21 protein-coding genes and 1 riboswitch are annotated in these 21,183 nt (G+C 61.4%); of the genes, 4 read left to right on the top strand and 17 right to left on the bottom strand.

The features are described from left to right. Positions 1-19: 19 nt before the first annotated feature. Positions 20-874 carry a sugar phosphate isomerase/epimerase family protein gene (locus ACKTS9_RS12355; RefSeq protein ID WP_349215086.1) on the bottom strand — a complete coding sequence of 285 codons (855 nt, stop codon included), beginning with the start codon at positions 872-874 and terminating at the stop codon, positions 20-22. A 218-nt stretch (positions 875-1,092) separates the two neighbouring features. On the opposite strand from ACKTS9_RS12355, the gene ACKTS9_RS12350 reads away from it, so the two are divergent. Then, positions 1,093-2,484 carry an MATE family efflux transporter gene (locus ACKTS9_RS12350; RefSeq protein WP_349215087.1) on the top strand — a complete coding sequence of 464 codons (1,392 nt, stop codon included), beginning with the start codon at positions 1,093-1,095 and terminating at the stop codon, positions 2,482-2,484. A 49-nt stretch (positions 2,485-2,533) separates the two neighbouring features. Here ACKTS9_RS12350 and ACKTS9_RS12345 read toward each other — a convergent pair whose 3' ends face one another. Next, positions 2,534-3,151: a flavodoxin family protein gene (locus tag ACKTS9_RS12345; RefSeq protein WP_349215088.1), complete on the bottom strand. Its 618-nt coding sequence runs from the start codon at positions 3,149-3,151 to the stop codon at positions 2,534-2,536. Positions 3,152-3,286: 135 nt separating this feature from the next. Here ACKTS9_RS12345 and metA point away from each other — a divergent pair, with 135 nt between their 5' ends. Both metA and ACKTS9_RS12335 read left to right on the top strand, forming a co-directional pair. Continuing rightward, positions 3,287-4,207, top strand: a complete 921-nt coding sequence (gene metA, locus ACKTS9_RS12340) for a homoserine O-acetyltransferase MetA (protein ID WP_349215089.1) — start codon at positions 3,287-3,289, stop codon at positions 4,205-4,207. 12 nt (positions 4,208-4,219) lie between these two features. Further along, a complete protein-coding gene (locus ACKTS9_RS12335) occupies positions 4,220-4,690 on the top strand; it encodes a DUF7000 family protein (protein ID WP_349215090.1) in 471 nt (156 codons plus the stop codon). Positions 4,691-4,725: 35 nt separating this feature from the next. Here the strand turns inward: ACKTS9_RS12335 and cytX are convergent, their stop codons facing one another. From cytX to ACKTS9_RS12265, 14 genes are all read right to left on the bottom strand, one after another. Further along, complete coding sequence (gene cytX, locus ACKTS9_RS12330; RefSeq protein WP_407881117.1) at positions 4,726-5,898, bottom strand: putative hydroxymethylpyrimidine transporter CytX; 1,173 nt, start codon at positions 5,896-5,898, stop codon at positions 4,726-4,728. A gap of 3 nt (positions 5,899-5,901) precedes the next feature. Beyond that, positions 5,902-6,705 carry a bifunctional hydroxymethylpyrimidine kinase/phosphomethylpyrimidine kinase gene (gene thiD / locus ACKTS9_RS12325; protein WP_349215092.1) on the bottom strand — a complete coding sequence of 268 codons (804 nt, stop codon included), beginning with the start codon at positions 6,703-6,705 and terminating at the stop codon, positions 5,902-5,904. A gap of 80 nt (positions 6,706-6,785) precedes the next feature. Next, positions 6,786-7,430 carry an HAD family hydrolase gene (locus ACKTS9_RS12320; RefSeq protein ID WP_407881115.1) on the bottom strand — a complete coding sequence of 215 codons (645 nt, stop codon included), beginning with the start codon at positions 7,428-7,430 and terminating at the stop codon, positions 6,786-6,788. Next, positions 7,427-8,068, bottom strand: a complete 642-nt coding sequence (gene thiE / locus ACKTS9_RS12315; RefSeq protein WP_349215094.1) for a thiamine phosphate synthase — start codon at positions 8,066-8,068, stop codon at positions 7,427-7,429. The genes ACKTS9_RS12320 and thiE overlap by 4 nt, the downstream gene beginning before the upstream one ends. Further along, entirely contained in the window at positions 8,055-8,876 is an 822-nt protein-coding gene (gene thiM / locus ACKTS9_RS12310; RefSeq protein WP_407881112.1) for a hydroxyethylthiazole kinase, read from the bottom strand. The genes thiE and thiM overlap by 14 nt, the downstream gene beginning before the upstream one ends. A 67-nt stretch (positions 8,877-8,943) precedes the next feature. Next, positions 8,944-9,049: riboswitch (TPP riboswitch) on the bottom strand. Positions 9,050-9,105: 56 nt separating this feature from the next. Next, entirely contained in the window at positions 9,106-9,957 is an 852-nt protein-coding gene (locus ACKTS9_RS12305) for an EamA family transporter (protein ID WP_407881110.1), read from the bottom strand. A gap of 1 nt (position 9,958) precedes the next feature. Continuing rightward, complete coding sequence (locus ACKTS9_RS12300) at positions 9,959-11,134, bottom strand: MFS transporter (protein ID WP_407881108.1); 1,176 nt, start codon at positions 11,132-11,134, stop codon at positions 9,959-9,961. Between the two features lie 121 nt (positions 11,135-11,255). Then, on the bottom strand, positions 11,256-12,119 hold the full coding sequence (locus ACKTS9_RS12295) for a sugar phosphate isomerase/epimerase family protein (RefSeq protein ID WP_407881106.1): 864 nt from the start codon (positions 12,117-12,119) through the stop codon (positions 11,256-11,258). Between the two features lie 21 nt (positions 12,120-12,140). Continuing rightward, entirely contained in the window at positions 12,141-13,130 is a 990-nt protein-coding gene (locus ACKTS9_RS12290; protein ID WP_407882118.1) for a Gfo/Idh/MocA family protein, read from the bottom strand. A gap of 32 nt (positions 13,131-13,162) precedes the next feature. Next, complete coding sequence (locus ACKTS9_RS12285) at positions 13,163-14,125, bottom strand: ABC transporter permease (RefSeq protein WP_407881104.1); 963 nt, start codon at positions 14,123-14,125, stop codon at positions 13,163-13,165. After that, positions 14,115-15,641 carry a sugar ABC transporter ATP-binding protein gene (locus ACKTS9_RS12280; protein ID WP_407881102.1) on the bottom strand — a complete coding sequence of 509 codons (1,527 nt, stop codon included), beginning with the start codon at positions 15,639-15,641 and terminating at the stop codon, positions 14,115-14,117. The genes ACKTS9_RS12285 and ACKTS9_RS12280 overlap by 11 nt, the downstream gene beginning before the upstream one ends. A 139-nt stretch (positions 15,642-15,780) precedes the next feature. Continuing rightward, the gene (locus ACKTS9_RS12275; RefSeq protein WP_407881100.1) at positions 15,781-16,818 is read right to left on the bottom strand and encodes a sugar ABC transporter substrate-binding protein; all 1,038 of its coding nucleotides are present in this window, start codon (positions 16,816-16,818) and stop codon (positions 15,781-15,783) included. Positions 16,819-16,880: 62 nt separating this feature from the next. Beyond that, positions 16,881-17,696: a sugar phosphate isomerase/epimerase family protein gene (locus tag ACKTS9_RS12270; protein WP_349215901.1), complete on the bottom strand. Its 816-nt coding sequence runs from the start codon at positions 17,694-17,696 to the stop codon at positions 16,881-16,883. Between the two features lie 45 nt (positions 17,697-17,741). Further along, positions 17,742-18,935 (bottom strand): ROK family transcriptional regulator, encoded by a 1,194-nt coding sequence (locus tag ACKTS9_RS12265; RefSeq protein WP_407881098.1) that lies wholly within the window; start codon positions 18,933-18,935, stop codon positions 17,742-17,744. A 424-nt stretch (positions 18,936-19,359) separates the two neighbouring features. On the opposite strand from ACKTS9_RS12265, the gene ACKTS9_RS12260 reads away from it, so the two are divergent. Continuing rightward, a complete protein-coding gene (locus ACKTS9_RS12260) occupies positions 19,360-20,094 on the top strand; it encodes a class I SAM-dependent methyltransferase (protein WP_349215904.1) in 735 nt (244 codons plus the stop codon). 48 nt (positions 20,095-20,142) lie between these two features. Here ACKTS9_RS12260 and ACKTS9_RS12255 read toward each other — a convergent pair whose 3' ends face one another. Beyond that, entirely contained in the window at positions 20,143-21,159 is a 1,017-nt protein-coding gene (locus ACKTS9_RS12255) for a sugar kinase (protein WP_349215906.1), read from the bottom strand. Positions 21,160-21,183: the final 24 nt, after the last annotated feature.

Here is a 21,183-nt window from a genome sequence, read left to right as displayed (position 1 = left end):
CGCGCCCTCCTCGGTTTGCTCAGCGCTCCGGCAGGAAGGTGCGCAGATAATCGGCCGACTGCTGAATCGACGCGTGCGGGTCCTCCCAGTAGATGGAGTCGTTGATCTCCAGATCGATGCAGTTCTGATAGTTGTGTTTTTCCAGCGTGCGGATGTACCCTTCCAGCTTGGCGCGGCCGTACTCGCCGGTGCCCAGGATCTCGTGATGGCTGTCGGAGTAGTGGATCCACTGGATCTTGTCCCCCAGCTGGGTGCAGAAGTCCTCCAGGGTGTCCCCCGCCACTTCCATGGCCACCAGGTCCACGCAGGTGACCAGAGCCGGCGAGTTCACTTCCCGCAGCATGCGCTTCATGTCCTCCAAGTTCAAAAGCAGGTTGCTCTCATAGGGCTGCAGCTGCTCCAGCACCAGTTTCACGCCCAGGCGCTCCGCCCGCGCGGCCAGACGGCCGATGCTGTCCGCAGTGCGCTTCCAGCCCTCTTCCCGGTCCAGATCCCGGGGATGGCAGCCGGTGTTCAGGAACACCTTGTCGGTGCCGAAGTTCAGCGCGTCCTCCATGCTGGCTTCCATGAAGTCGATGGTGCGGTCCCGCAGGGCCTGCTGGGGATTGGAATAGCTGAAGGGATAACCCAGGGTCTCCGGCGTGTAAATGACCACCTTCATACCCATGTCCTCGATCTGGCGGCGCATCTCGGCAATGCGGCGGGCCACCGCCTGGTTGGAGGCATAGTCGTACCGCCAGAAGTGCGGCGCGCCGCCCCACAAATCGACGTTTTTCAGACCGCAGCGGCGCATGGAGTCCAGGTAGAACTCGAAGGTGTGCTGCACGTACTGCACGCTCATGACCGCGATGTCCTGCATTGTGATATTTGACATAAGAAACCCTCCCGTGTTACAATGAAGTTGATAAAACAGCCCAATAAAAGCCGATACATCTTCGGTTTTTTGGTCTATTTCCCAAGTCTCATCCTATCAAGTCCCGGAGAGAGCGTCAAGCTTGTTTGGGGCTTTTTTTGTCGCTCGGCGGTTTTTTCCACGCTTTGTTGAAAGGGCCGCCGCCCCTTTTGTAGAGTTTGCCGGAAAGGTGGTATAGTATGGCGAGAACCGCACAAACCAAAACCGAACAATCCGCGATGCTTCGCTCGCTGTTTCTGCTGGCCGGCCCCACTGTGATCGAGCAGGCACTTCAAACCGTGGTGCAGTACGCGGACACCGCCATGGTGGGACAGATCGGCGCGCAGGCGTCGGCGGCGGTGGGCCTGACCATCACCGTGACCTGGCTGGTGAACAGCCCTCTGTTCGCCATGGGCGTGGGCGTTCTGGCGCTGATTGCCAAATCCATCGGAGAGAACGATCTGGAAAAGGCCCGGGCCGCCAGCAGTCAGGCGGTGTGGATCGCCCTGGCGCTGGGCCTTGTCATGGGCGCAGCTACGCTGGCCGCCAGCCCCTTCCTGCCGGGCTGGATGGGCGCGGACCCCTCGCTGCACCGGGACGCTTCCATCTATTTTGCCATCATCTGCGCGCCCATGCTGTTCCGCTCGTTTTCCATCATCTTTGCGTCGGTCCTGCGGGCGGTGGGCGACACCAAAACCCCCATGGTGGTCAACGGCGTGATGAACCTGTGCAACATTGTGCTGAACCAGCTGTTCATCTCCAGCGGGCAGACCTTTCACATCCTGGGCTTCTCGGTGCACATTCCGGGCATGGGCTGGGGCATTGCCGGGGCGGCCATCGCCACGGCGGTATCCATGTGCCTGGGCGGGACCATGATATTTGCGGCGGCGCTGCGCCACCCTCTTTTGAACATGCGCGGCCGGAAGCTGCAGCTGGACAAGCCCGTGCTCAGCGAGATCGTGCGGGTGGGCATTCCCGTGACGCTGAACCGCGTGGTCACCTGCATGGGGCAGGTGGTGTTCACCTCACTGGTGGCCGGGCTGGGAACGCTGGCCACCGCCGCCCACTCCATTGCGCTGACCGCCGAAGAGGCCTTCTACGTGCCGGGCTACGGCATGCAGGCGGCCACGTCCACCCTGTCGGGCAACGCCCTGGGCCGCCGCAGTGAAAAAGAGCTGCATCAGGTGGTGCACGCCTCACTGGTGCTGGCGGTGTCCATTATGAGCCTGATGGCGCTGGGGCTGTTTCTGTTCCCGGACCGGATGATGGCTCTGTTCACCCCGGACAGGGAAGTGGTGGAGACCGGCGCGGTGCTGCTGCGCATGGTGGCTGTTTCCGAGCCGCTGTTTGCGGTGTTCATCATTTTTGAAGGCGTATTTCAGGGCATTGGCGACACCCGCGGGCCCTTTGTGTGCTCCACGGTGTGCATGTGGGTGGTGCGCGTGTGCCTGACCTTTGTGTGCGTGCGCTGGCTGGGCATGGGGCTGCGGGCCGTGTGGGTCTGCATGATCGCCGACAACGCACTGCGCTGCTTCTGGCTGACCGCCCGGTATTTTGCCGGCGTGTGGAAGGCCCGGTTTCACCGCAGCTGAAACATGAAAAAAAGCCGGCATGGCAGTGGCCATGCCGGCTTTTTGGCGTTCAGCGAATAAAATGGGTGCTCTGGCGGGGCTCTGTCTCGGGCAGGCCGTACGCCTCTTTGCCCAGGGCGATGCTCTTCATCAGGAAGGTCATGTTTCGGGCCAGGGTGCGCATGGTCTGCAGCCCCTCGGCGTCCTGTGCGGCCTCGCCGGGAAGGCGGCCGTGAATGCTGTTCCAGTACTGGCTGGAAGCCACGGGCATGCCGCTGATGGTGAAGAACTTGTTCAGCTCGTCAAAGGTTGCGGACAGGCCGCCCCGGCGGGCGCACACCACCGCCGCGCCCACCTTCATGGTCTTGTCGAAGGAGGTGCTGTAAAACAGCCGCGTTAAAAAGGCGGTCAGCGTGGGGTTAGCCCCCGCGTAATACACCGGGCTGGCCACCACCAGGCCGTCGCAGGCCGCGAACTTGAGCGCCGCGGCGTTCACCGCGTCTTCAAACACACAGCGGCCGGTTTTCGCACATCCGCCGCAGGCAATGCAGCTTCGGATGTCCTGCCCGCCGATGTGCAGGATCTCTGTGGTCACGCCCTGCTGGGCAAAAATCGCTTCCATCTCCCGCAGCGCCAGGGCGGTATTTCCGTTTCGATGGGGGCTTCCGTTCAGCATCAACACGTTCATAGTCACACGCTCCTTTTCCGGACGGGCCTGTCTGCGGCCCTCTTTTTCAGTATACCATTTGCCGTCAAGATGCTTGACGGAGCGGGGGTGTTTTCGTACAATAAACAGTAAACCGTTGGAAAGGAGAACTTCCTCATGCCGTTGATTATTCCCAGGGAACTGCCTGCGTTTCAGGCGCTGGAAGACGAAAATGTATTTGTGATGCACAAGGCCCGGGCCATCAGCCAGGACATCCGGCCGCTGCGCATTTTGCTGGTCAACCTGATGCCCACCAAGATCGCCACCGAGACCCAGATTGCCCGGGTGCTGGCCAACAGCCCGCTGCAGGTGCAGCTGACGCTGCTGCGCATGGGCTCGCACGAGAGCACCCATGTGTCCGGCGCCCATCTGGAGGCGTTTTACAAGACCTTTGACGAGATCCGCTCGGAGCGGTTCGACGGCATGATCATCACCGGCGCGCCCGTGGAGCAGCTGGAATACGAACAGGTGGACTACTGGCCCGAGCTGTGCGCCGTGATGGACTACAGCCGCACCCACGTCTACAGCACCATGCACATCTGCTGGGGCGCGCAGGCCGCGCTGTACTACCACTACGGCGTGCCCAAATACCCGGTGGAAAAGAAAGTGTTCGGCGTGTTCCCCCACCGGGTGACCCGCCCCAAAAACCCGCTGGTGCGCGGATTTGACGAGGTGTTCTACGCGCCCCACTCCCGCCACACGGAAGTGCGCCGCGCGGATGTGGACAAGGTGGACGCCCTGCGTGTGCTGGCCGAGAGCGACGAGGCCGGGCTGCACCTGCTGGCCACGGATTCCGGCCGGCAGATCTTTATTCTGGGCCACATGGAATACGACAAGGACACCCTGCGGGCCGAGTACGAACGGGACCTGGGCAAGGGGCTTCCCATTGAGGTGCCCAAGCACTATTTCTATGGCGACGACCCGGCCAACGACGTGATTTTCCGCTGGCGCAGCCACGCGAACCTGCTGTTCTCCAACTGGCTGAACTACTACGTATACCAGTCCACTCCCTACGATCTGGAGCAGCTGGTGCCCTGAGGAGGGATTTTCTTGACCTTTGACCGGGAGCTTCTGGCCCTTTACCGCCAGCTTTTGCAGACCACCCGGCTGGCCGACGCCTACGCCGAGTTTGTCCGGATGTTCCGGTTTCTGCGCGTTCGGCTGGAACAGGAGATGCCGGCATACACCTTTCAGGGCGGCATTGTGGAAAACGCCATGGACTACTCCTATTTTCAGTGCGCCAGCCCTGCGCTGAAGGGCCTGGGGCTGAAGCTGGCGGTGGTCTTTGTGCACCGTCCGTTCCGGCTGGAGGTATGGCTTTCGGGCCGCAACCGCGCCTGCCAGCAGCAGTGGCACAAACGGCTGCAGGCCGGCGGCACTCCCTTTGAGCTGGCGCAGGACCCGGCCCGGCAGGACTACATTCTGCGCGCGCCGTTGCCCAACGTCGATCTGGCCGACGCAGACCGGCTGGTGCAGGTTCTGCGGCAGACGCTGGAAGCAATGGCCGGCACCATCCAATAAAGAAACGGGAAGCTTTGGCCGGGCTTCCCGTTTTTTCATGCCTTTGCTTTGGCGAACAGCTTGTCCGCGACCACACACAGCACCACCGTGAGCGCAATGTCCGGAATGGTGCTGCCCAGGGGCAGGTCCACCTGCATCAGCAGCCGGTAGGCCACAAAGCCCACGGCCCACAGCACAAGGCCGCGCACGTCCACGGCACAGCCGGCTTTGTCCCGGTGCAGAATGTAAAAATCCGCGATCTGCACGGCGATCATGGGTGCGAACACCGAGCCGATCAGGTACAGAAAATCGGTGATGTTGTCCATGGGGAACACAATGGCGCCCACGGTGCCCAGCACTGCCGCCGCCACGGCCATCCACTTGCCCTGGATGCGGGGCGAAAGCGACTCGGTGGACACGCCCGCGGAATACGCGTCCAGGAAGGTGGTGGTCACGGTGGAGAGCACCACGATGACCAGACCTGCCGCGCCCAGGCCCGCCCGGGCCATGATGAGCCCCACGTCGGACTCGCCGGTGAACAGGGCCGCGCCCATGCCGATCAGGTACATCCAGCAGCTGACCACGCCGTACACCACGGCGCTGGCCGCAGCCGCCCGGCCCGGTTTTTCCGCCGTGCGGGTGTAGTCGCTGATCAGGGGCAGCCAGGACAGGGGCATGGCCACGGACAGTTCCACCGCCGCCCCGAAGGACAGGCTGTCATCTCCGGCGGCCAGAGCGCCGCCCTTGCCGAAAATCAGAACGCTGAGCACGATGGTGGTGACGAACAGCACCGCCATGACCACCGTGTTCACTTTGCCCAGGTTGCGCACGCCCACCAGAATCCACAGGGTGATGAGCGCGCCGATGACCAGGCACCAGACCCAGTTGCCCAGGTCCCACAGGCCGTCCGCAGCCAGGGCTCCGTCGTAGATCATGATGCCGGTCCAGCCCACCAGCTGCAGCACGTTCAAAACGCAGAACAGCAGGCCGCCCTTCTGGCCGAAGCTCATTTTTACGGTTTCCATGGCGCTTTTGCGGGCGCGGCCGCCGATGAGCCCTGCCGCGAACAGCAGCAGGCAGCCGATGACGTGCCCTGTCAGAATGGCCGCCAGCCCTTTGGCAAAGCCCAGCGGCGCGAAATAAGTGCCTGTGAGGATCTCGGCGATGGATACGGCCGCGCCGAACCAGATCAGGCTGTTTTCAAAGACGGACGTTCGTTTTTCCCCCACGGTTCACGCCTCCTCTGCAAATGCGGAGTGGATGTCGAACCCGTGGTCCATGGGCCCGCTGCCGCTGCCCAGGTCCAGCATGGCGCCCAGCGCGCCGGAGATGTACTCCTTGGCGCGGCGCACGGACTGGTCCAGCGAAAAGCCCTTGGCCAGATTGGCCGCGATGGCGCTGGACAGGGTGCAGCCGGTGCCGTGGGTGTTGGGGTTGGGGATACGGCGGCCCCGGAACCACTGCACGCTGCCGTCCGCATACAGAAGGTCGTCGGCGTCGCTGACGCTGTGGCCGCCCTTGAGCAGCACCGCGCAGCCGCAGCTGTCGCCGATGGCCCGGGCCGCGCGCTCCATGTCTGCGGCGTCCCGGATGGTCATGCCGGACAGAATCTGCGCTTCGGGAATATTGGGGGTGACCACGGCCGCCAGGGGGATGAGTTTCTCCTGCAAAGCCGCCACCGCGTCGGTGCGCATCAGCTCCGAACCGCTGGTGGCCACCATCACCGGGTCCACCACAATGTTTTTCGCCTGATGGAACGTCAGGCGCTGGGCGATGACCTCGATGAGCTGTGTGGAAGAGACCATGCCGATCTTCACCGCGTCGGGCCGGATGTCCTCAAAGACCGCGTCGATCTGCTCGCCCAGAAAGGCGGGGGTCGCTTCCAGAATGTCTCGGACGCCGGTGGTATTCTGCGCGGTCAGGGCCGTGATGGCCGTCATGGCGAATACGCCATTGGCCAGCATGGTCTTGATGTCTGCCTGAATCCCGGCGCCTCCGCTGGAATCGCTTCCAGCGATCGATAATGCTGTTCTCATGTTGTTTTCTCCCTTCGTTTCAGCACTATTTTTTTAGCGCGACAGAGAGTGGTGCCCCCGGTCTGCCGCGTATTCACTTGTCAAAGCCGCGCCAGAAAGGCCTCGTCGTCCAGGCGCGGAAGATACCAGTCGCAGACGGCGCGCATCTGTGCGCTGTCTGCTTCGGCAGAGGGCTCGTACACGCCCGCCACCAAAAAGCCCGCCTGTTTGGCGGTGCGGGCCGCGTGCAGCGCGTCCTCAAACACAACAATGTCCCGGGGCTGCGCGCCCAGACGGCGGGCAGCTTCCCGATAGATGTCCGGGCGGGTCTTTGGCCCGTATTGGGACGAGGAGAGCACAAAGGAAAAATGTTTCCACTGGCCCAGCCGCTCCATGGCCTGCCGCGCCTGATGCTCCTCGCTGGCGGTGGCGATGCACATGGGCACGCCCCGGGCCGCCAGCGTCTCCAGCAGACGGGCCGCCCCGGGCTTCAGCGCCACGTGGCAGCGGTACTGCTCGTCCACCAGCTGGTCCACCCGCTTCAGAAGCTGGTCTGTGGTGCAGGGAAGGCCGTACGTGTCGATCAGATAGCGGGCGGCCTGAGGCAGGTCCATCTCCGCCAGCCGGGCGGGCAGGTCTGCGGCGGGTTCTTTGCCGAACCCGCGCACCAGCATGCCCGGCACCCGGTCCCACAGGTCCATGGAATCCACCAGCGTGCCGTCCAGATCAAAGATTGCTCCCCTCATGCTTCCACCATGGCTTTGGTGCGCTCCAGCAGGGTCCTGGCCGCGGCGCAGGGGTCTTTCTGCGCGTACAGGGCCGAGACCACGGCCACGCCGCAGATGCCGCTGCCCGCCAGTTTGGCCACATTGTCCGGGCCAATGCCCCCGATGGCCACCACCGGGATGTCCACGGCCTCGCAGATGGCCTTCAGCGTGTCGTAGCTGACCGCTTCGGCATCGGTTTTCGTCCCCGTGGGGAACACGGCGCCCACGCCCAGATAGTCCGCGCCCGCGGCCTGCGCCCGCAGCGCCTGTTCCACGGTCTGGGCCGACACGCCCAGCAGCATGTCCGGCCCCACTTTGGCCCGGGCCATGCCGGCCTCCATGTCGTGCTGGCCCACGTGCACGCCGTCCGCGCCCACGGCGGCGGCCAGCTCCACGTCATCATCGATCAGGAAGGGCACGCCGTGGCGGCGGCAGATCTGACCGATGCGGCGCGCTTCCTCCAGAAAAGCGTCGTGCGCAAGATCTTTTTCCCGCAGCTGCACCATGGTGACGCCGCCCAGAATGGACTGCTCCACCACGTCCGCCAGATCCCGGCCGTCCAGCCAGGTGCGGTCGGTGACGCCGTACAGCAGCAGGTCTTTTTTATCGCACTTCATACTTGGCTCCTCCGTTCAGCGTCGCGCCGTCCATGTGATCGATTGCGTCGATGATGCGGTTGCGATAGGTGGAATTTCCGTCGTCCGGGTTCATGCGCGCCCAGGCCAGTTCGCCTGCCAGGCCCATGGAGGACACGGCCGCGGCGGCGGCTTCCAGCTCGTTGCCGGGGTTGGCGGCCAGATAGGCGGTCAGCAGACCGGACAGCTGGCAGCCGGTGCCGGTGATGCGGCCCATCTCCGGCCGTCCGTTGCGGATCACATAGCAGGTGTTGGCGTCGGCCACCAGGTCGATGGCGCCGGTGATGGCCACAATGGCGCCGAAGCGCGCGGCGGCCGCTTTGGCAAAGGCCACGCCCTCGGCCAGGTTGTCCTCGGTGACGGCGTCGGCCACGTCCGCGTCCACGCCTTTGGTGGAACCGCTGCCCGCCACCAGTGCCTTCAGTTCCGAGATGTTGCCCCGGATCACGGTAAAGTCGATTTGCTCCGTCAGCTGGCGCGCGGTGTTGGTGCGCAGAGAGCTGGCCCCCGCGCCCACCGGGTCCAGCAGAACGGGGTGACCCAGCTGGCAGGCCTTTTTGCCCGCGGCGAACATGGCGAGGATGGTGCGGGCGTTCAGGGTGCCGATGTTGATGTTCAGACCGGCGCAGATGGTGGTGATCTCCTCCACCTCGCCCACGTCATCGGACATGATGGGGCTGGCGCCGCTGGCCAGCAGGATATTGGCCACGTCGTTGACCGTGACGTAATTGGTGATGTTGTGCACAAGGGGCGTGCGTGCGCGCACGTTTTCCAGGCAGGTTCCGAACATAAAAACATTCCTCCAGTTAAAAAAATCACGGAGCACCTTTCCGCAAGGAAAAGACGCTCCGTGATGTTCACAGCGTGGAATGATTTCCCTACGTTGGCATTACCCAAATCAGGTCACAGGTCGAAGCGCACAGCTTCCTCTCAGCCCGTTTGCGAGCTCCCTTTTGAAAGATGATCCGTTTGTTCTTTATCACTATACTGCGATTGGCCGCATTTTTCAAGAGAAAATTTCAAATCAGCATACACAAAACGCCTGCCAGCAGGCACACAAGACCCGCGGCGGTCCTTCGGGTGACAGGCTCATGGAGCACCGCAGCGGAGACCGCCGTGGTGACCAGAATGCTCAGCTGGTCCACCGGGGCCACCACACTGGCCGGACCGGACTGCAGCGCCTTGTAGTAGCACAGCCAGGACGCGCCCGTGGACAGGCCCGACAGCACCAGAAAGCGCCCCTCTCCCGGCGGAATGGCGCGCACCAGCTGTCCCTTGCCCCGCACCAGCACCAGCGTCCAGGCGAAGACCAGCACCACGGCGGTGCGCAGCGCCGTGCCCAGGTTGGAATCAACGCCCGCCATGCCCACCTTTCCGAAAATGGAGGTAAGGCTGGCGAACACCGCCGAGAGCACCGCCCACATCAGCCAGGAACCGCCCGCCGGACCTTTGGGCGCACCGGGCCGGTACGCCATGACCACAGCGCCCACGGTGACGCACACCAGCCCCGCCAGTTTCCACAGCGTGACCGGCTCGCCCAAAAGCAAAAAGGCCAGCACCACGGTCAGGCCGGTGCTGCACTTGTCCACCGGGGCCACCCGGCTGACGTCGCCCCTGGCCAGCGCCCGGAAGTAGCACACCCAGGACGCGCCTGTGGACAGGCCCGACAGCACCAGGAACAGCCACGCGCCGGCCGGTACGGGGCCCAGGGGCGCGCCGGTGATCCACACCATGGCCCAGGCACAGGCCAGCACTACGGCGGTGCGCACCGCCGTGGCCACGTCCGAATCCGTGCGGCGCACGCCGCACTTGGAAAGCACGGCGGTAATGCCCGCGAAAAACGCCGAACCCGCCGCGAAAAAAAGCCACATTTCAAACGCCTTCTTTTTCGATGTGCCGGGTGCTGCGGATGGTGCGCTCGCCGCACAGCGTCAGCAGCGCCGCGCCCGCCAGCAAAAACCAGGGCAGCAGTCCCACGCTCACAACGCCTGCCAGCACGCCGAACAGCGGCGGCATCAGCGTGGAGCCCAAATACGCGCTGGCCATCTGCAGGCCGATCATGGCCTGCGAGCAGTCCTCGCCGAAGCGGCGGGGTGTCTCATGCATCATACCCGGATAAACGGGCGCATACCCCAGCCCGATGAGCACCAGCGCCACCGGGCAGACCCACACGGGCAGCGGCAGCACCAGTGCCGCCATGCCCGTCATGCACACACCCTCGCCCAGACGGATCAGCGTATTGGTGGAGCACCAGCGGGTCACACAGCCGCTGAGAAAGCGCCCGCCCGTGATGCCCAGATAATACAGCGAAACCCAGGCCGCGGCCGTGGACACGCCCACGCCCCGGCAATCCACCAGCCAGGTGGCGGTCCACAGACCGGTGGTGGACTCGATGGTGCAGTAAAAGAAGTAGCTCATCATCTGGGCGGCTGCGCCGGGCCGCCGCACCACACTGCCCGCGCCCGGGCGGCGCGCCGCCTGCCGGGCGGGGCCGCTGTCACCAAAGCGTTTCCACAGCGGCAGCGTCAGCACCAGAACCGCCACCAGCACCCACTGCATGCCGGACAAAATGCCGTAACCGGTGCGCCAGCCGCCGGGTTTTTCCAGCACGCCCGCCAGGACCAGCGGTCCCAGCATGGCCCCCAGGCCCCAAAAGCAGTGAAGCCAGTTCATATGGCGCGCCTGATAATGCAGCGCCACAAAGTTGTTCAGGCCCGTGTCCACCGCGCCCGCGCCCAGACCCAGCGGCAGGGCCAGCACCAGCAGCCAGCCGAAGCTGGGGGCACAGCTGTAGCCCAGCAGCGCAGCCGCGGTCATCCCCACGCTGACGGCCGTGACCCGCCCGGTGCCGAACCGGGACAGCATGCGGTCCGCCAGCAGGCTGGACACCACCGTACCTGCGGCCACGACCATGGACGCCAGGCCCGCATACCCGTCGGGCACGGCCAGCTCCTTTCCCATAACAGGCCAGGCCGCGCCCAGCACTGCGTCCGGCAGGCCCAGGCTGATAAACGACGCATAAATGAGCGCCAGAAAAATGGTTGCCACCCTTCATTCCTCCAATCCGTATCATCATACGCCCGCTTACAGGGGGCTGTCAACCGGGCTTCGCACACAGAAAAACCGGGGCGCGCACCTGTGGGTGCGCGCCCCGGTCGGAAGGAACTTGTCAGCGGCTGCCGCGGGCGTTTTCCACCAGACCGGCAATGCGGTCCATGGCGTATTTGTCCGCGTACAGGCTCACCTCCGGGAACTGCTTATAGTTGGGCAGCATCTCCAGGGTGATGTAGTCGTCGTAGCCGATGTCTGCGATGGCCTTGGCCACGGCGGGGAAATCCACGTCTCCGGCGAACAGGTCCACAAAGGCGCCGATGCCCGCCTGATCGAAGCGGTAGTCCGACATGTGCAGTTTTTTGATGTGCTTGCCCAGAAGATCCACCCACTGCTCCGGATAACCGATGTAGACCACGTTGCCCACGTCCAGATACATGCCCACCCACGGAGAGGCGATCTCATCCAGGAAGCGGGCTGTTTCCAGCGGAGACAGCAAAAAGCGGTTCCACACGTTTTCGATGCCGATGGCCACTTTGGCCGCCTCGGCCTGGGGTGCCAGACGGGCCAGCGCCTCCTGGCTGCGGGCATAGGCCACGTCGTAACGAATCTTTTCCGGCTTGGAGGCAAAGGCGCAGCCCACATAGCCCGGGACCACCAGAATGGTGTCTGCTCCCAGAAGATGGGCGGCCTCGATCTGCTTTTCCACAATGCCGAACGCCTTGCGGCGGGTGGCCTCGCTGTCGGAGACCAGGTTGTTCTCCCACAGGCTCCACACGCCCACGCTGGGGATCTCCAGGCCCATGTCCTCCGCCATGCGGCGCATGGCCAGAATGTCCCTCTCAGAGGTGTGAGGGTTCAGGTATCCACTCTCGCTGAGCACCGGCTCCACGCCGTCATAGCCCGCCTTTTTGGCGTGCTCAAACATCCAGCGCACATCGGTGGAATCCGTGAAGGAAAACAGGCTGATGCCCTGTTTCATTGCGGCACGCTCCTTTCCGTTTTACAGAGCCACCGGCTCGCCCGTTTCCAGGGAGGTGCGGATGGCATGAATGACCGTGAGCACATGGCGCACGTCCTGCGGGGTGATGGCCGTGATGGGCGTGCCCGCGTCGAGGTGGCCGATGAAATGCTCCAGCTCTTTCTGATAGGCATCGTAGGGATCGATGTCCAGTTTTTCCGGCTCAGCGCCGCCATACAGCCAGGTCTCGCGCACGGCGGAGGCCACGTCTTCCAGATTGGCGCCTGCACGCATGCGGTAGCTGACGGCCTTCTGGTCGCCCACCACGTTCAGTTCCATGGTGAAGGGGAAGCCGGCGGGCATCTCGATGATGCCTTCGGCCGTGGCCTGCACGCCGTTTTCAAAGCTCAGCGAGCTGGCCACATGATTCCAGCAGCCCACGTCGTTCTTCTGGCCCACGGCGTACACCTGACGCACTCTGCCAAACAGATAGCACAGATAGTCCACGTCGTGCAGATGCAGATCGAACAGGCCGCCGCCGCTGTTCTCCGGCTTGCGGTACCACTCGCTCCAGGCGGGGTGGACCGACAGGCGGCTGGCGCGGGCGTATTTGACCGTGCCCAGCGCACCCGCGTCGTACAGCTGCTTAGTTTTCACGTATTCCGGCCAGAAACGCACCGCCTGGCCCACGGCGAACTGGACCCCCGCTTTTTCAGCGGCGTCCAGCATCCGGTCCAGCGCCTCCAGCGTGAGGGTGACCGGCTTTTCGCACAGAATGTGCTTTTTGTACTTTGCACCCAGCAGGGCATACTGCTCGTGCAGGAAAGTGGGCAGACAGATGTCGATGGCATCCACCTTCGCCTCGCGCAGCATGGTCTCGCCGTCTGCATACCAGGGGCAGCCGGCCTCTTCGGCCAGCGCGCGCCCCTGCGTTTCGTTCAGATCACACACCGCTGTAACGATGGCGTTGTTCATTGCCTTGTATGCGGTCAAATGAGTTTTGCCCATGAAACCTGCGCCGATGATCGCCACATTTACCAAGACAAATCCTCTCCTTTCGGCGCTTATTTCTTTTTGATGTTATTGATGTTGCTGAGGACCACCGCACCCACGATGATGACGCCGGTGATGATGGTCTGCACGTTGGTGTCCACGCCCAGAATGTTCATGGCGTTGGAGATGACGCCCATCAGCAGGCAGCCCAGGAAGGCGCCGCCAATGGTGCCTTTGCCGCCGTCGAAGGTGACGCCGCCGATGATGGCCGCAGCCAGGGCGTTGGTCTCGTAGTTGGTGCCGGCGTTGGAGGTGATGGAGTCGATACGGGCCACGAACACGATGCTGGCCACTGCGCAGAACAGGCCGGAGATGGCGTACACCGCCATTTTATAGCGGGTGACGTTGATGCCGGACAAAAAGGCGTTCTTCTCGTTGCCGCCCAGCGCGATCACACGGCGGCCGAACTTGGTGTAGCTCATCATGACATAAGCCAGCAGCACCATGACCAGCAGCACCAGCAGCATGGGCGAAAAGACTTCCAGAACCTTGGTTTTCAGCTCGTTGAACGCGCCGCCGAAGTTCATGATGCGGCCGCCGGACACGGTCAGCGCAATGCCGTAGAACATTTTGCTGGTGCCCAGGGTGATGACCAGAGGAATGCACTTGCTTTTGGCGATGATGGCGCCGTTCAAAAGGCCGCAGGCCATACCGGTGATGAGACCGGCCAACACGGCCACCGCCACGGGCATGCCATTGTTCAGCACCACGTACATGACCACACCGCACACCACCATGATGTTGCCGATGGACAGGTCAATGCCGCCGGAGATCAGAAGAATGCTCATGGCCATGGTCAGAATACCCAGCACGCAGATCTGCTGGAAAATGGCCACAATGTTGCCCAGACTGATGAAATTCGGGTTGATGACGGAAATGACCACGATGATGATCGCGATCACGATGGCAAGCAGCACACGCTGATCTCTCAAAAGCTTCTTGCCCACAGAAGGCTTGCTGACTTTATCTGCCATTTTTCTTCACTCCTAACGCACGTTTGATGATTTCCTGCTCGTTGATGTCTTTGCCGGTCAGTTCGCAGTCGATGGCGCCGTCCCGCACCACCAGCACCCGGTCGCTCATACTGATGAGCTCGGGCATGTCGGAACTGATCATCAGGATGCATTTTCCCTTTTTGGTCAGCTCGCTCATCTGTTTATAGAACTCGGCCTTGGCGTTTACGTCGATGCCGCGGGTGGGCTCGTCAAAAATGTAGATGTCCTGCTCGGCATACAGCCACTTGGCCAGAACCACTTTCTGCTGGTTGCCGCCGGACAGGTAAATGGCCTCGGTCCACACGCTGGGTGTTTTGACGCGCAGCTCCTTCAGCAGCGGCTCAATCAGCGCCGGAAACTTTTTGATGTTTACGAAAAAGCCCTTGATCTTCTCGCGCAGGCCCAGGATGGTGGCGTTCTCCAGCACGCTGGCATTCAGCATCAGGCCCAGCTTCTGCCGGTCCTCGGTGATGAAGGCAATGCCCGCGTTGATGCTGTCATTGGGGTTGCTGATGTGGACTTCCTTGCCGTTGATGAAGATCTGGCCGGCGTACCGGCTGTCGGCACCCACCAGTGCGCGCACCATCTCGGTGCGGCCGGAGCCCACCATGCCCGAAAAGCCCACGATCTCACCCTGGCGCACCGTGAAGCTGATTTTGGGGCTGTCTTTGGTCAGCTGAAGGTCCTTGACTTCCAGCATCACGTCCCCGATGGGGCATTTTTCTTTGTCGTAGAACATGTCCACAGAGCGGCCCACCATATCCTTGGTGATGGTGGTGATGGGCGTGTCTCTGTTTTCATTGGTATAAGTACGGACCACCGCGCCGTCGCGGATGACGGTGATGCGGTCGGCGATCTGCACCACTTCGTTGAGGAAATGGGAGATATAAATGATGCCGATGCCCTGTTCCGAAATTTTCTTGGTCAATTCCAGCACTTTGGCGGCGTCTTCCACGTTGAACATGGACGTGGGTTCGTCCATGATGAGCACGCGGGGCTGCACGCTGAGCGCCTTCAGAATTTTTACGAACTGCTGGTCGGAAACGGACAGATTTTCAATCTTGGTATCCAGTTTCAAGTCGATGCCCAGTTCGTTCATTTTGCTGCGGGCTTCCGCCTCCATGGACTTGTAGTCCACCAGGCCGAATCCCTTGGTTTTCTCGTTTCCCACGTAAATGTTTTCCACCACGTCCATGCTGGGCACAAGGTCGTTTTCCTGATACACAATGTTGATGCCCAGGGACTTGGAAAGCATGGGGTCCAGTTTGTCATAGGTGGTTCCATCCACCTCAATGGAGCCGGAGGTAGGGGTATATGCGCCGGTCAGCACCTTCATCAGGGTGGATTTTCCGGCGCCGTTTTCACCCACGAGGCAGTGCACCTCGCCGGGATAAACATCGAACGTGATGCCCGACAGCGCCCAAACGCCGGAGAACTCCTTTTTGATATCCCGCATGGCGATCACCGGCTTGCGGTTCTCATAATCGAATGTCATGGCAGCTCTCACCTTCTCTTTAAAAAGCACAGCGCCGGCCGGTGCGGCGGGGGGATGAAATCGGGTCCAGCCCCTTGCCGCGGCCGACCGGCGGGTGTTTCGGTTGCTTTAGATAAAACTGGCGTCACACGCCGGCAAATCAGTTCTCCTGCAGATACTCGTAAGCGGCAGCATAGTCGTCCCACGCGATGTAGGAGCTGGTGTCGTCCGCAGACACGGGGATAACAGGCAGCGCGGTGAATTTCTCAGCGGGATCTTCGCCCAGCGCAACTTTGTTGTACAGGTTCAGGAACGTTTTAACGCCCTGGATGGAAACAGGAGCGGTCATGTTGGCAGCCTCGATGCCGTCCTGCAGCATCTGATAGCCGTCGGGAGAACCACCGGTGGAGACAATGGGAATGCCCTCTTTGCCGGCGTCTTTCAGCGCGTTGTAGCAGCCCTGGGCCATCATGTCGTTGTTGGCGAAGATGTAGTCGAACTCGGTGCCGGAGTTGATCAGGTCAGTGGTAACGTTGTACGCTTTGTCCGTCAGCCAGTCGCCGTGCAGGGTGGAAACAACTTCCACTTTGCCGTCCAGCTCTTCCAGAGCGCGGTCCACGCCTTCCTGATACTTCTCGTACACGCCCGCGCCCTGCTGGCCGGCGCAGAAGAAGATCTTGGCGCCTTCCTTCTGCTCAGCGATCCACTTGATGGCAGCTTCGCCGATCTTGTCGTACTCGCAGGCAACGGAAGCAATGTAGTCGCCCGGATCCTCGATGTCGTCCATGGCGAAGTTCTCAACGGTCACAGGGATGCCGGCCTCGTTGGCCATTTTGACCAGCTGAGCGCCCTGCTCGGTGGAGATGGGGAAGATGGAGATGCCGTCCACACCCTGCTGAATCAGAGATTCCATAGCAGTGATGGACTCTTCCAGGCTGTTCTTGGAGTCCAGAACAACGGTCTCGACGCCGTTCTGCTCGGCCGCGTACTCAAAAGCACGGGCGGAGTACTCGTTCCAGATGTCGGACATATCGTATGCGATATAGCCGAAGGTCAGGTCCTTGTCCTCTGCCGCAGTGGAAGCCGCGGAAGTGGAGTCCGCCGTGGAAGCCGTAGAAGTGGAGCTGGAAGCTCCGCCGCAGGCGGCCAGGCTCAGCGCCAGCACAGCGGACAGCGTGATTGCCAGAAACTTTTTCATTTGTTTCTCCTCCTGAATTTGTTTTTTATTCTTTTTCGGCGCTTTGCGCCGCAAAAGCCCTGTTACAGCACGAACCCGTGCGCTTTCAGATACTCGGCCGAATCCTGCACGGCGGTGTTGATCTCCGCCAGGTCCTTGGGGCCGGCCTGGGTAAACTCGATCTCCACACTGAAGGGCGCGTTGTTGCCCGCCTCGTCCAGCTTGTGGAAAATGGTCTCGAAGTCCACATAGCCCTTGCCCAGCGCGGGGAAGTCCCAGGCGTTGCGGGCGCCGGCCTTGTCCTTCAGATGCAGATAGGCGATGTCGCCCATGCAGGTGTCCACATCGTCGGCTGCGTCCACGTTGCCGTAGAACACGCAGTTGGCTGTGTCGTAATTGATTTTCACACGGTCGCTTCCCACCAGATCCACGATCTCTTTCATCACCGTGCCGGTGGCGTGTTCGCCGTGCAGCTCCAGCACCAGCGTCAGGCCGTACTTTTCCAGGCTGGGCACCAGGCCGCGGATGTTCTGGGCCAGCAGCTCGTTGGAGGCCTTGGCGTTGTCGGCCAGATGTGCCTCGCCGATGGAGGACACGATGTAGTCGCACCCGAAGAAGTGAGCCAGCCGCATGTTCATCACAAAATCCGGCAGGCGCTGGGTGTCCATCAGGTTGCAGTGGCCGCTCATGGAGAAGGGATGAAGGTCCAGCTTCTCCAGCAGGTCTTTCACACCGCACAGCTTTTCAAAGCTCTGGTCCGGGAACACGTGCTCGGTCCAGCCCTTGGTCGCCGTCAGCTCCACATAGTGGAAGCCGGCCGCCGCGATGCCTTCCAGCGCCTGTTCGATGGAATAGCCGTGATAGCAGTTGGAATTGACCGCGATGATTCGTTTTTCCATACTCGAAACCGCCTTTCTTATTCCGGCCCGAAGGCCCGCCGGGCGTCACCGCAGGAACAATTCCTGCTGGTCGTTTCCGGAAAAATCGTAATGATGATCGATGTAATACTGCGCCGCACCGGTCAGCTCGGCGTCCAGCCCCAGGCCGGAATACTTGATGCGCACCCGGTCCACAAACTCCCGGAAGCCCATGCCGGACAAGTCTCTGCGCACATCCTCCAGAAAGCAGGGGCCCAGATTCACGCCCGTGCCGCCCAGAATGATCAGGGACGGGTTGAACAAAGCGATCAGGTTGGAGATGCCGAAGGCCAGATCTTTGGCCAGATCTCCGATCAGCGCCCGCGCCTTCACGTCGCCGCTTTGCGCCATGGCGCCCACGTCGCTGTACAGCAGCTTGCGCCCGCCCAGCGTTCCCACGTCCAAACCGCGCTCTGCCGCCCGCCGGCCCAATGCGTTTTCGCCCACCAGGCACTCCAGACAACCGCGGTTCCCGCATTCGCAGCGGGGGCCGTCCCGGTCGATGGAATAATGCCCGAACTGGGTGGCCATGGCTCCTGCGCCCCGCAGCATCTTGCCGTCGGAAAACAGGCAGGCACCTACGCCCTTGGACACGTTGATGTAGGCAAAATGCCGGTCCTCAATTTGAGTAAACACGCTCTCTGCATATGCAAAGCACGCCGTATCGTTTAAAAAGCACAACGGATATCCCGCCAGCGCCCGGTCCAGCCGCTGGACCACCGGGTCGTCAAACCCCACGCCGATCACCGTGGAAAGAATGCGGCGCCGCTCGCTGTCCACAATGCCGGGGATGATGATGCTCACCCCCATGATGCGGGCGCTGCCCGCCGCCGGCACCAGCGTTTCAAAAAAGGTCTGCACGATCTTGTCCACGCCGTCGTCCTCTTCGGTCAGAGGCACCTGGCTTCGCAGGGCAATGTGGCCGTCGGAAGAGACCAGTGCCACGTCCAGCCTTGCGCGCCGCCAGCTGATGACGGCCACCACGTTGCCCGCGCCGTTGACACACAGCTCGTTGGGGCGGCGGCCCTGCTGACCGCTGACGACCTTGCCGCAGTCCAGCACGTACCCGCCTGCAATCAGCTCGTCCACCACGCTGGACACCGTGGTCTTGCTCAGACGGGTGATTTTGGCCAGCGTCGTTCGGGAGATGCGGGGATTGCGGTCAATCAACCGGTAAATTTCGATCAGATTTTTAGAACGAATAATTTGCTGGGTGATCAACAGCCTCCTCCCCTTTCTCTGGATCTTCCGGCGTGAATTAGTTTGTCCAGTGGCTTTACTAATTGACATCAAGAAGTGTAGCACATCTTTTTTGCTTCCACAAGTACCGAACGCGAAGTTTGGAGACTTGCCCAGCCCGCTTTCTCTCCGTGTGGTGAAATCGACGAAAAAAGATTTCAAAATGGTTAAAATTTTAACTATCGCACAGCGAACCGGGTGAACAAAGGCCCAACGCTCTGCTTTTCCGAAGCACAAGCATTCTTCCCCGCCGCACCGGCCTGGTTTTTGGGGGCCGGCTGCGTTATAATGGAAAGCAATCGGAAAGGAGTGGCACACCTATGTGCGGTGGGATCATCACGCAGAAGATTGCATAAACCCATGTAAATCGCCAACAACACGGAAATTTACATGGGAGGGTTTTCACATGAAAGAGAACAAATACGACGACGAACGCTTTTTCCAAAAATACAGCCAGATGCTGCGTTCGCAAAAAGGGCTTCAGGGCGCGGGAGAATGGTCGGAACTTCAAAAAATTCTTCCCGATTTCAACGGCAAACAGGTTCTCGACCTGGGCTGCGGCTACGGCTGGCACTGCAAATACGCCGCCGACCACGGGGCCGCATCGGTGCTGGGAATCGATCTTTCCCGCAAAATGCTGCAGACTGCCCGGCAAATCAACGCCGCCCCGCAAATCGAATATCAGTGCGCCGCCATGGAAGACCTGCGTTTTCCGGCAGAGTCTTTTGACGTGATTGTAAGCTCTCTGGCCTTTCACTACGTAAAGGAATTTGAACCGTTGGCGGAAAACATCTGCCAATGGCTGCGCCCGGGCGGGCATCTGGTGTTTTCGGTGGAGCACCCGGTGTTCACTTCCTACGGAACGCAGGACTGGTATTACGATGAAAACGGCACCATTCTCCACTTCCCGGTGGACAACTACTATTACGAAGGCCGCAGAGACGCCCTCTTCCTGGGCGAAAAGGTGGTAAAGTACCATCGCACGCTGACCACCTACCTGAACACGCTGCTTCAAAACGGGTTGGAGCTGCGGCATATTATTGAACCGCAGCCGCCCCGGGAAATGATGGACCTGGACGGAATGAAAGACGAAATGCGCCGCCCCATGATGCTGCTTGTGGCAGCCGTAAAAAAGGGCTGAGCAGATACAAAAAAGCGCATCCGCTGTGCGGATGCGCTTTTTTCAGGTTCAGCGGTTCATCTCGCTGACCGGACCGGTGGCATTGTGCTCCCGGATGATGCGGTCGATCTCCTTGAAGTCGGAGGACGGCAAATCGCCGGGCACGGTGTTCTTCACGCTGGAAGTGGCGTTGCCGAACTGCATGGCCTTGTGGGGATCATCGTATTTCAGCAGGCCGAACAGGACACCCGCCACGTATGCGTCGCCGGAGCCGATGCGGTCGATGACGTCGATGTTGGTATAGGGGGCCTCGGTGTAGAACTGGTCCTCCTTGGCGGAGTAGATGACCGAGGTAAAGTTGTGCTTGCGGGGGCTGATGACTGTGCGCTGGGTGGTGGCCACGATCTTCACGCCATACTCCTGAGCATAGCTCTTCATGATGTCGTGCAGCTCGCCGGTTTTGTGGAACATGCGGCGGCTGGTCTCCTCGGAGACGAACAGCACATCCACCAGGGGCAGAATGCTCTGGATGGTTTCACGGGCCTCGTCTTCGCCCCACAGGTTGGCGCGGTAGTTCACGTCAAAAGAGATTTTGGCTCCGTGCTCCTTGAACTTTTTCAGCACCTGAATGGCCACATCCCGGGTGCCCAGCGCCAGGCTGATGCCGCTGAGGTGGAACATCCGGGCCGAAGAAAAGGCTTCTTCGGGAATGTCCTCCAGCGTAATGCCGCACACCGAAGCGTTGAACCGGTCGTACACAATGGTGGGCTTGCGGGGCGCGGCGCCCATCTCGTAATAATAGATGCCCAGACGGGCCGAGGGGCTGTCGTCGTAGCACAAAAAGTCGTCGGAAACGCCCACGAAACGAATGCGGTTCTTGATAAAGGTGCCCAGCTCGTTCTGGGGCAGACGGGAGATGATGCCCGTGCGCAGGCCCAGCAGCGCCACACCGGACGCCACGTTCAGCTCGGCTCCGCCGGCGCGTTTTTCAAACACGTCACCGTCCACAATGCGGGCGTGGCGCGGCGGCGACAGACGCAGCATGATCTCTCCAAACGTAAGCAAATCGAAGGCCTTTTTCTCCATGATCGGTCCCTCCTGTATCTAGCG

It is taken from the genome of Owariibacterium komagatae (assembly GCF_045865535.1).
Lineage (GTDB): Bacteria > Bacillota > Clostridia > Oscillospirales > Ruminococcaceae > Ruthenibacterium > Ruthenibacterium komagatae.
This window is presented reverse-complemented; position numbering and strand designations above follow the sequence as displayed.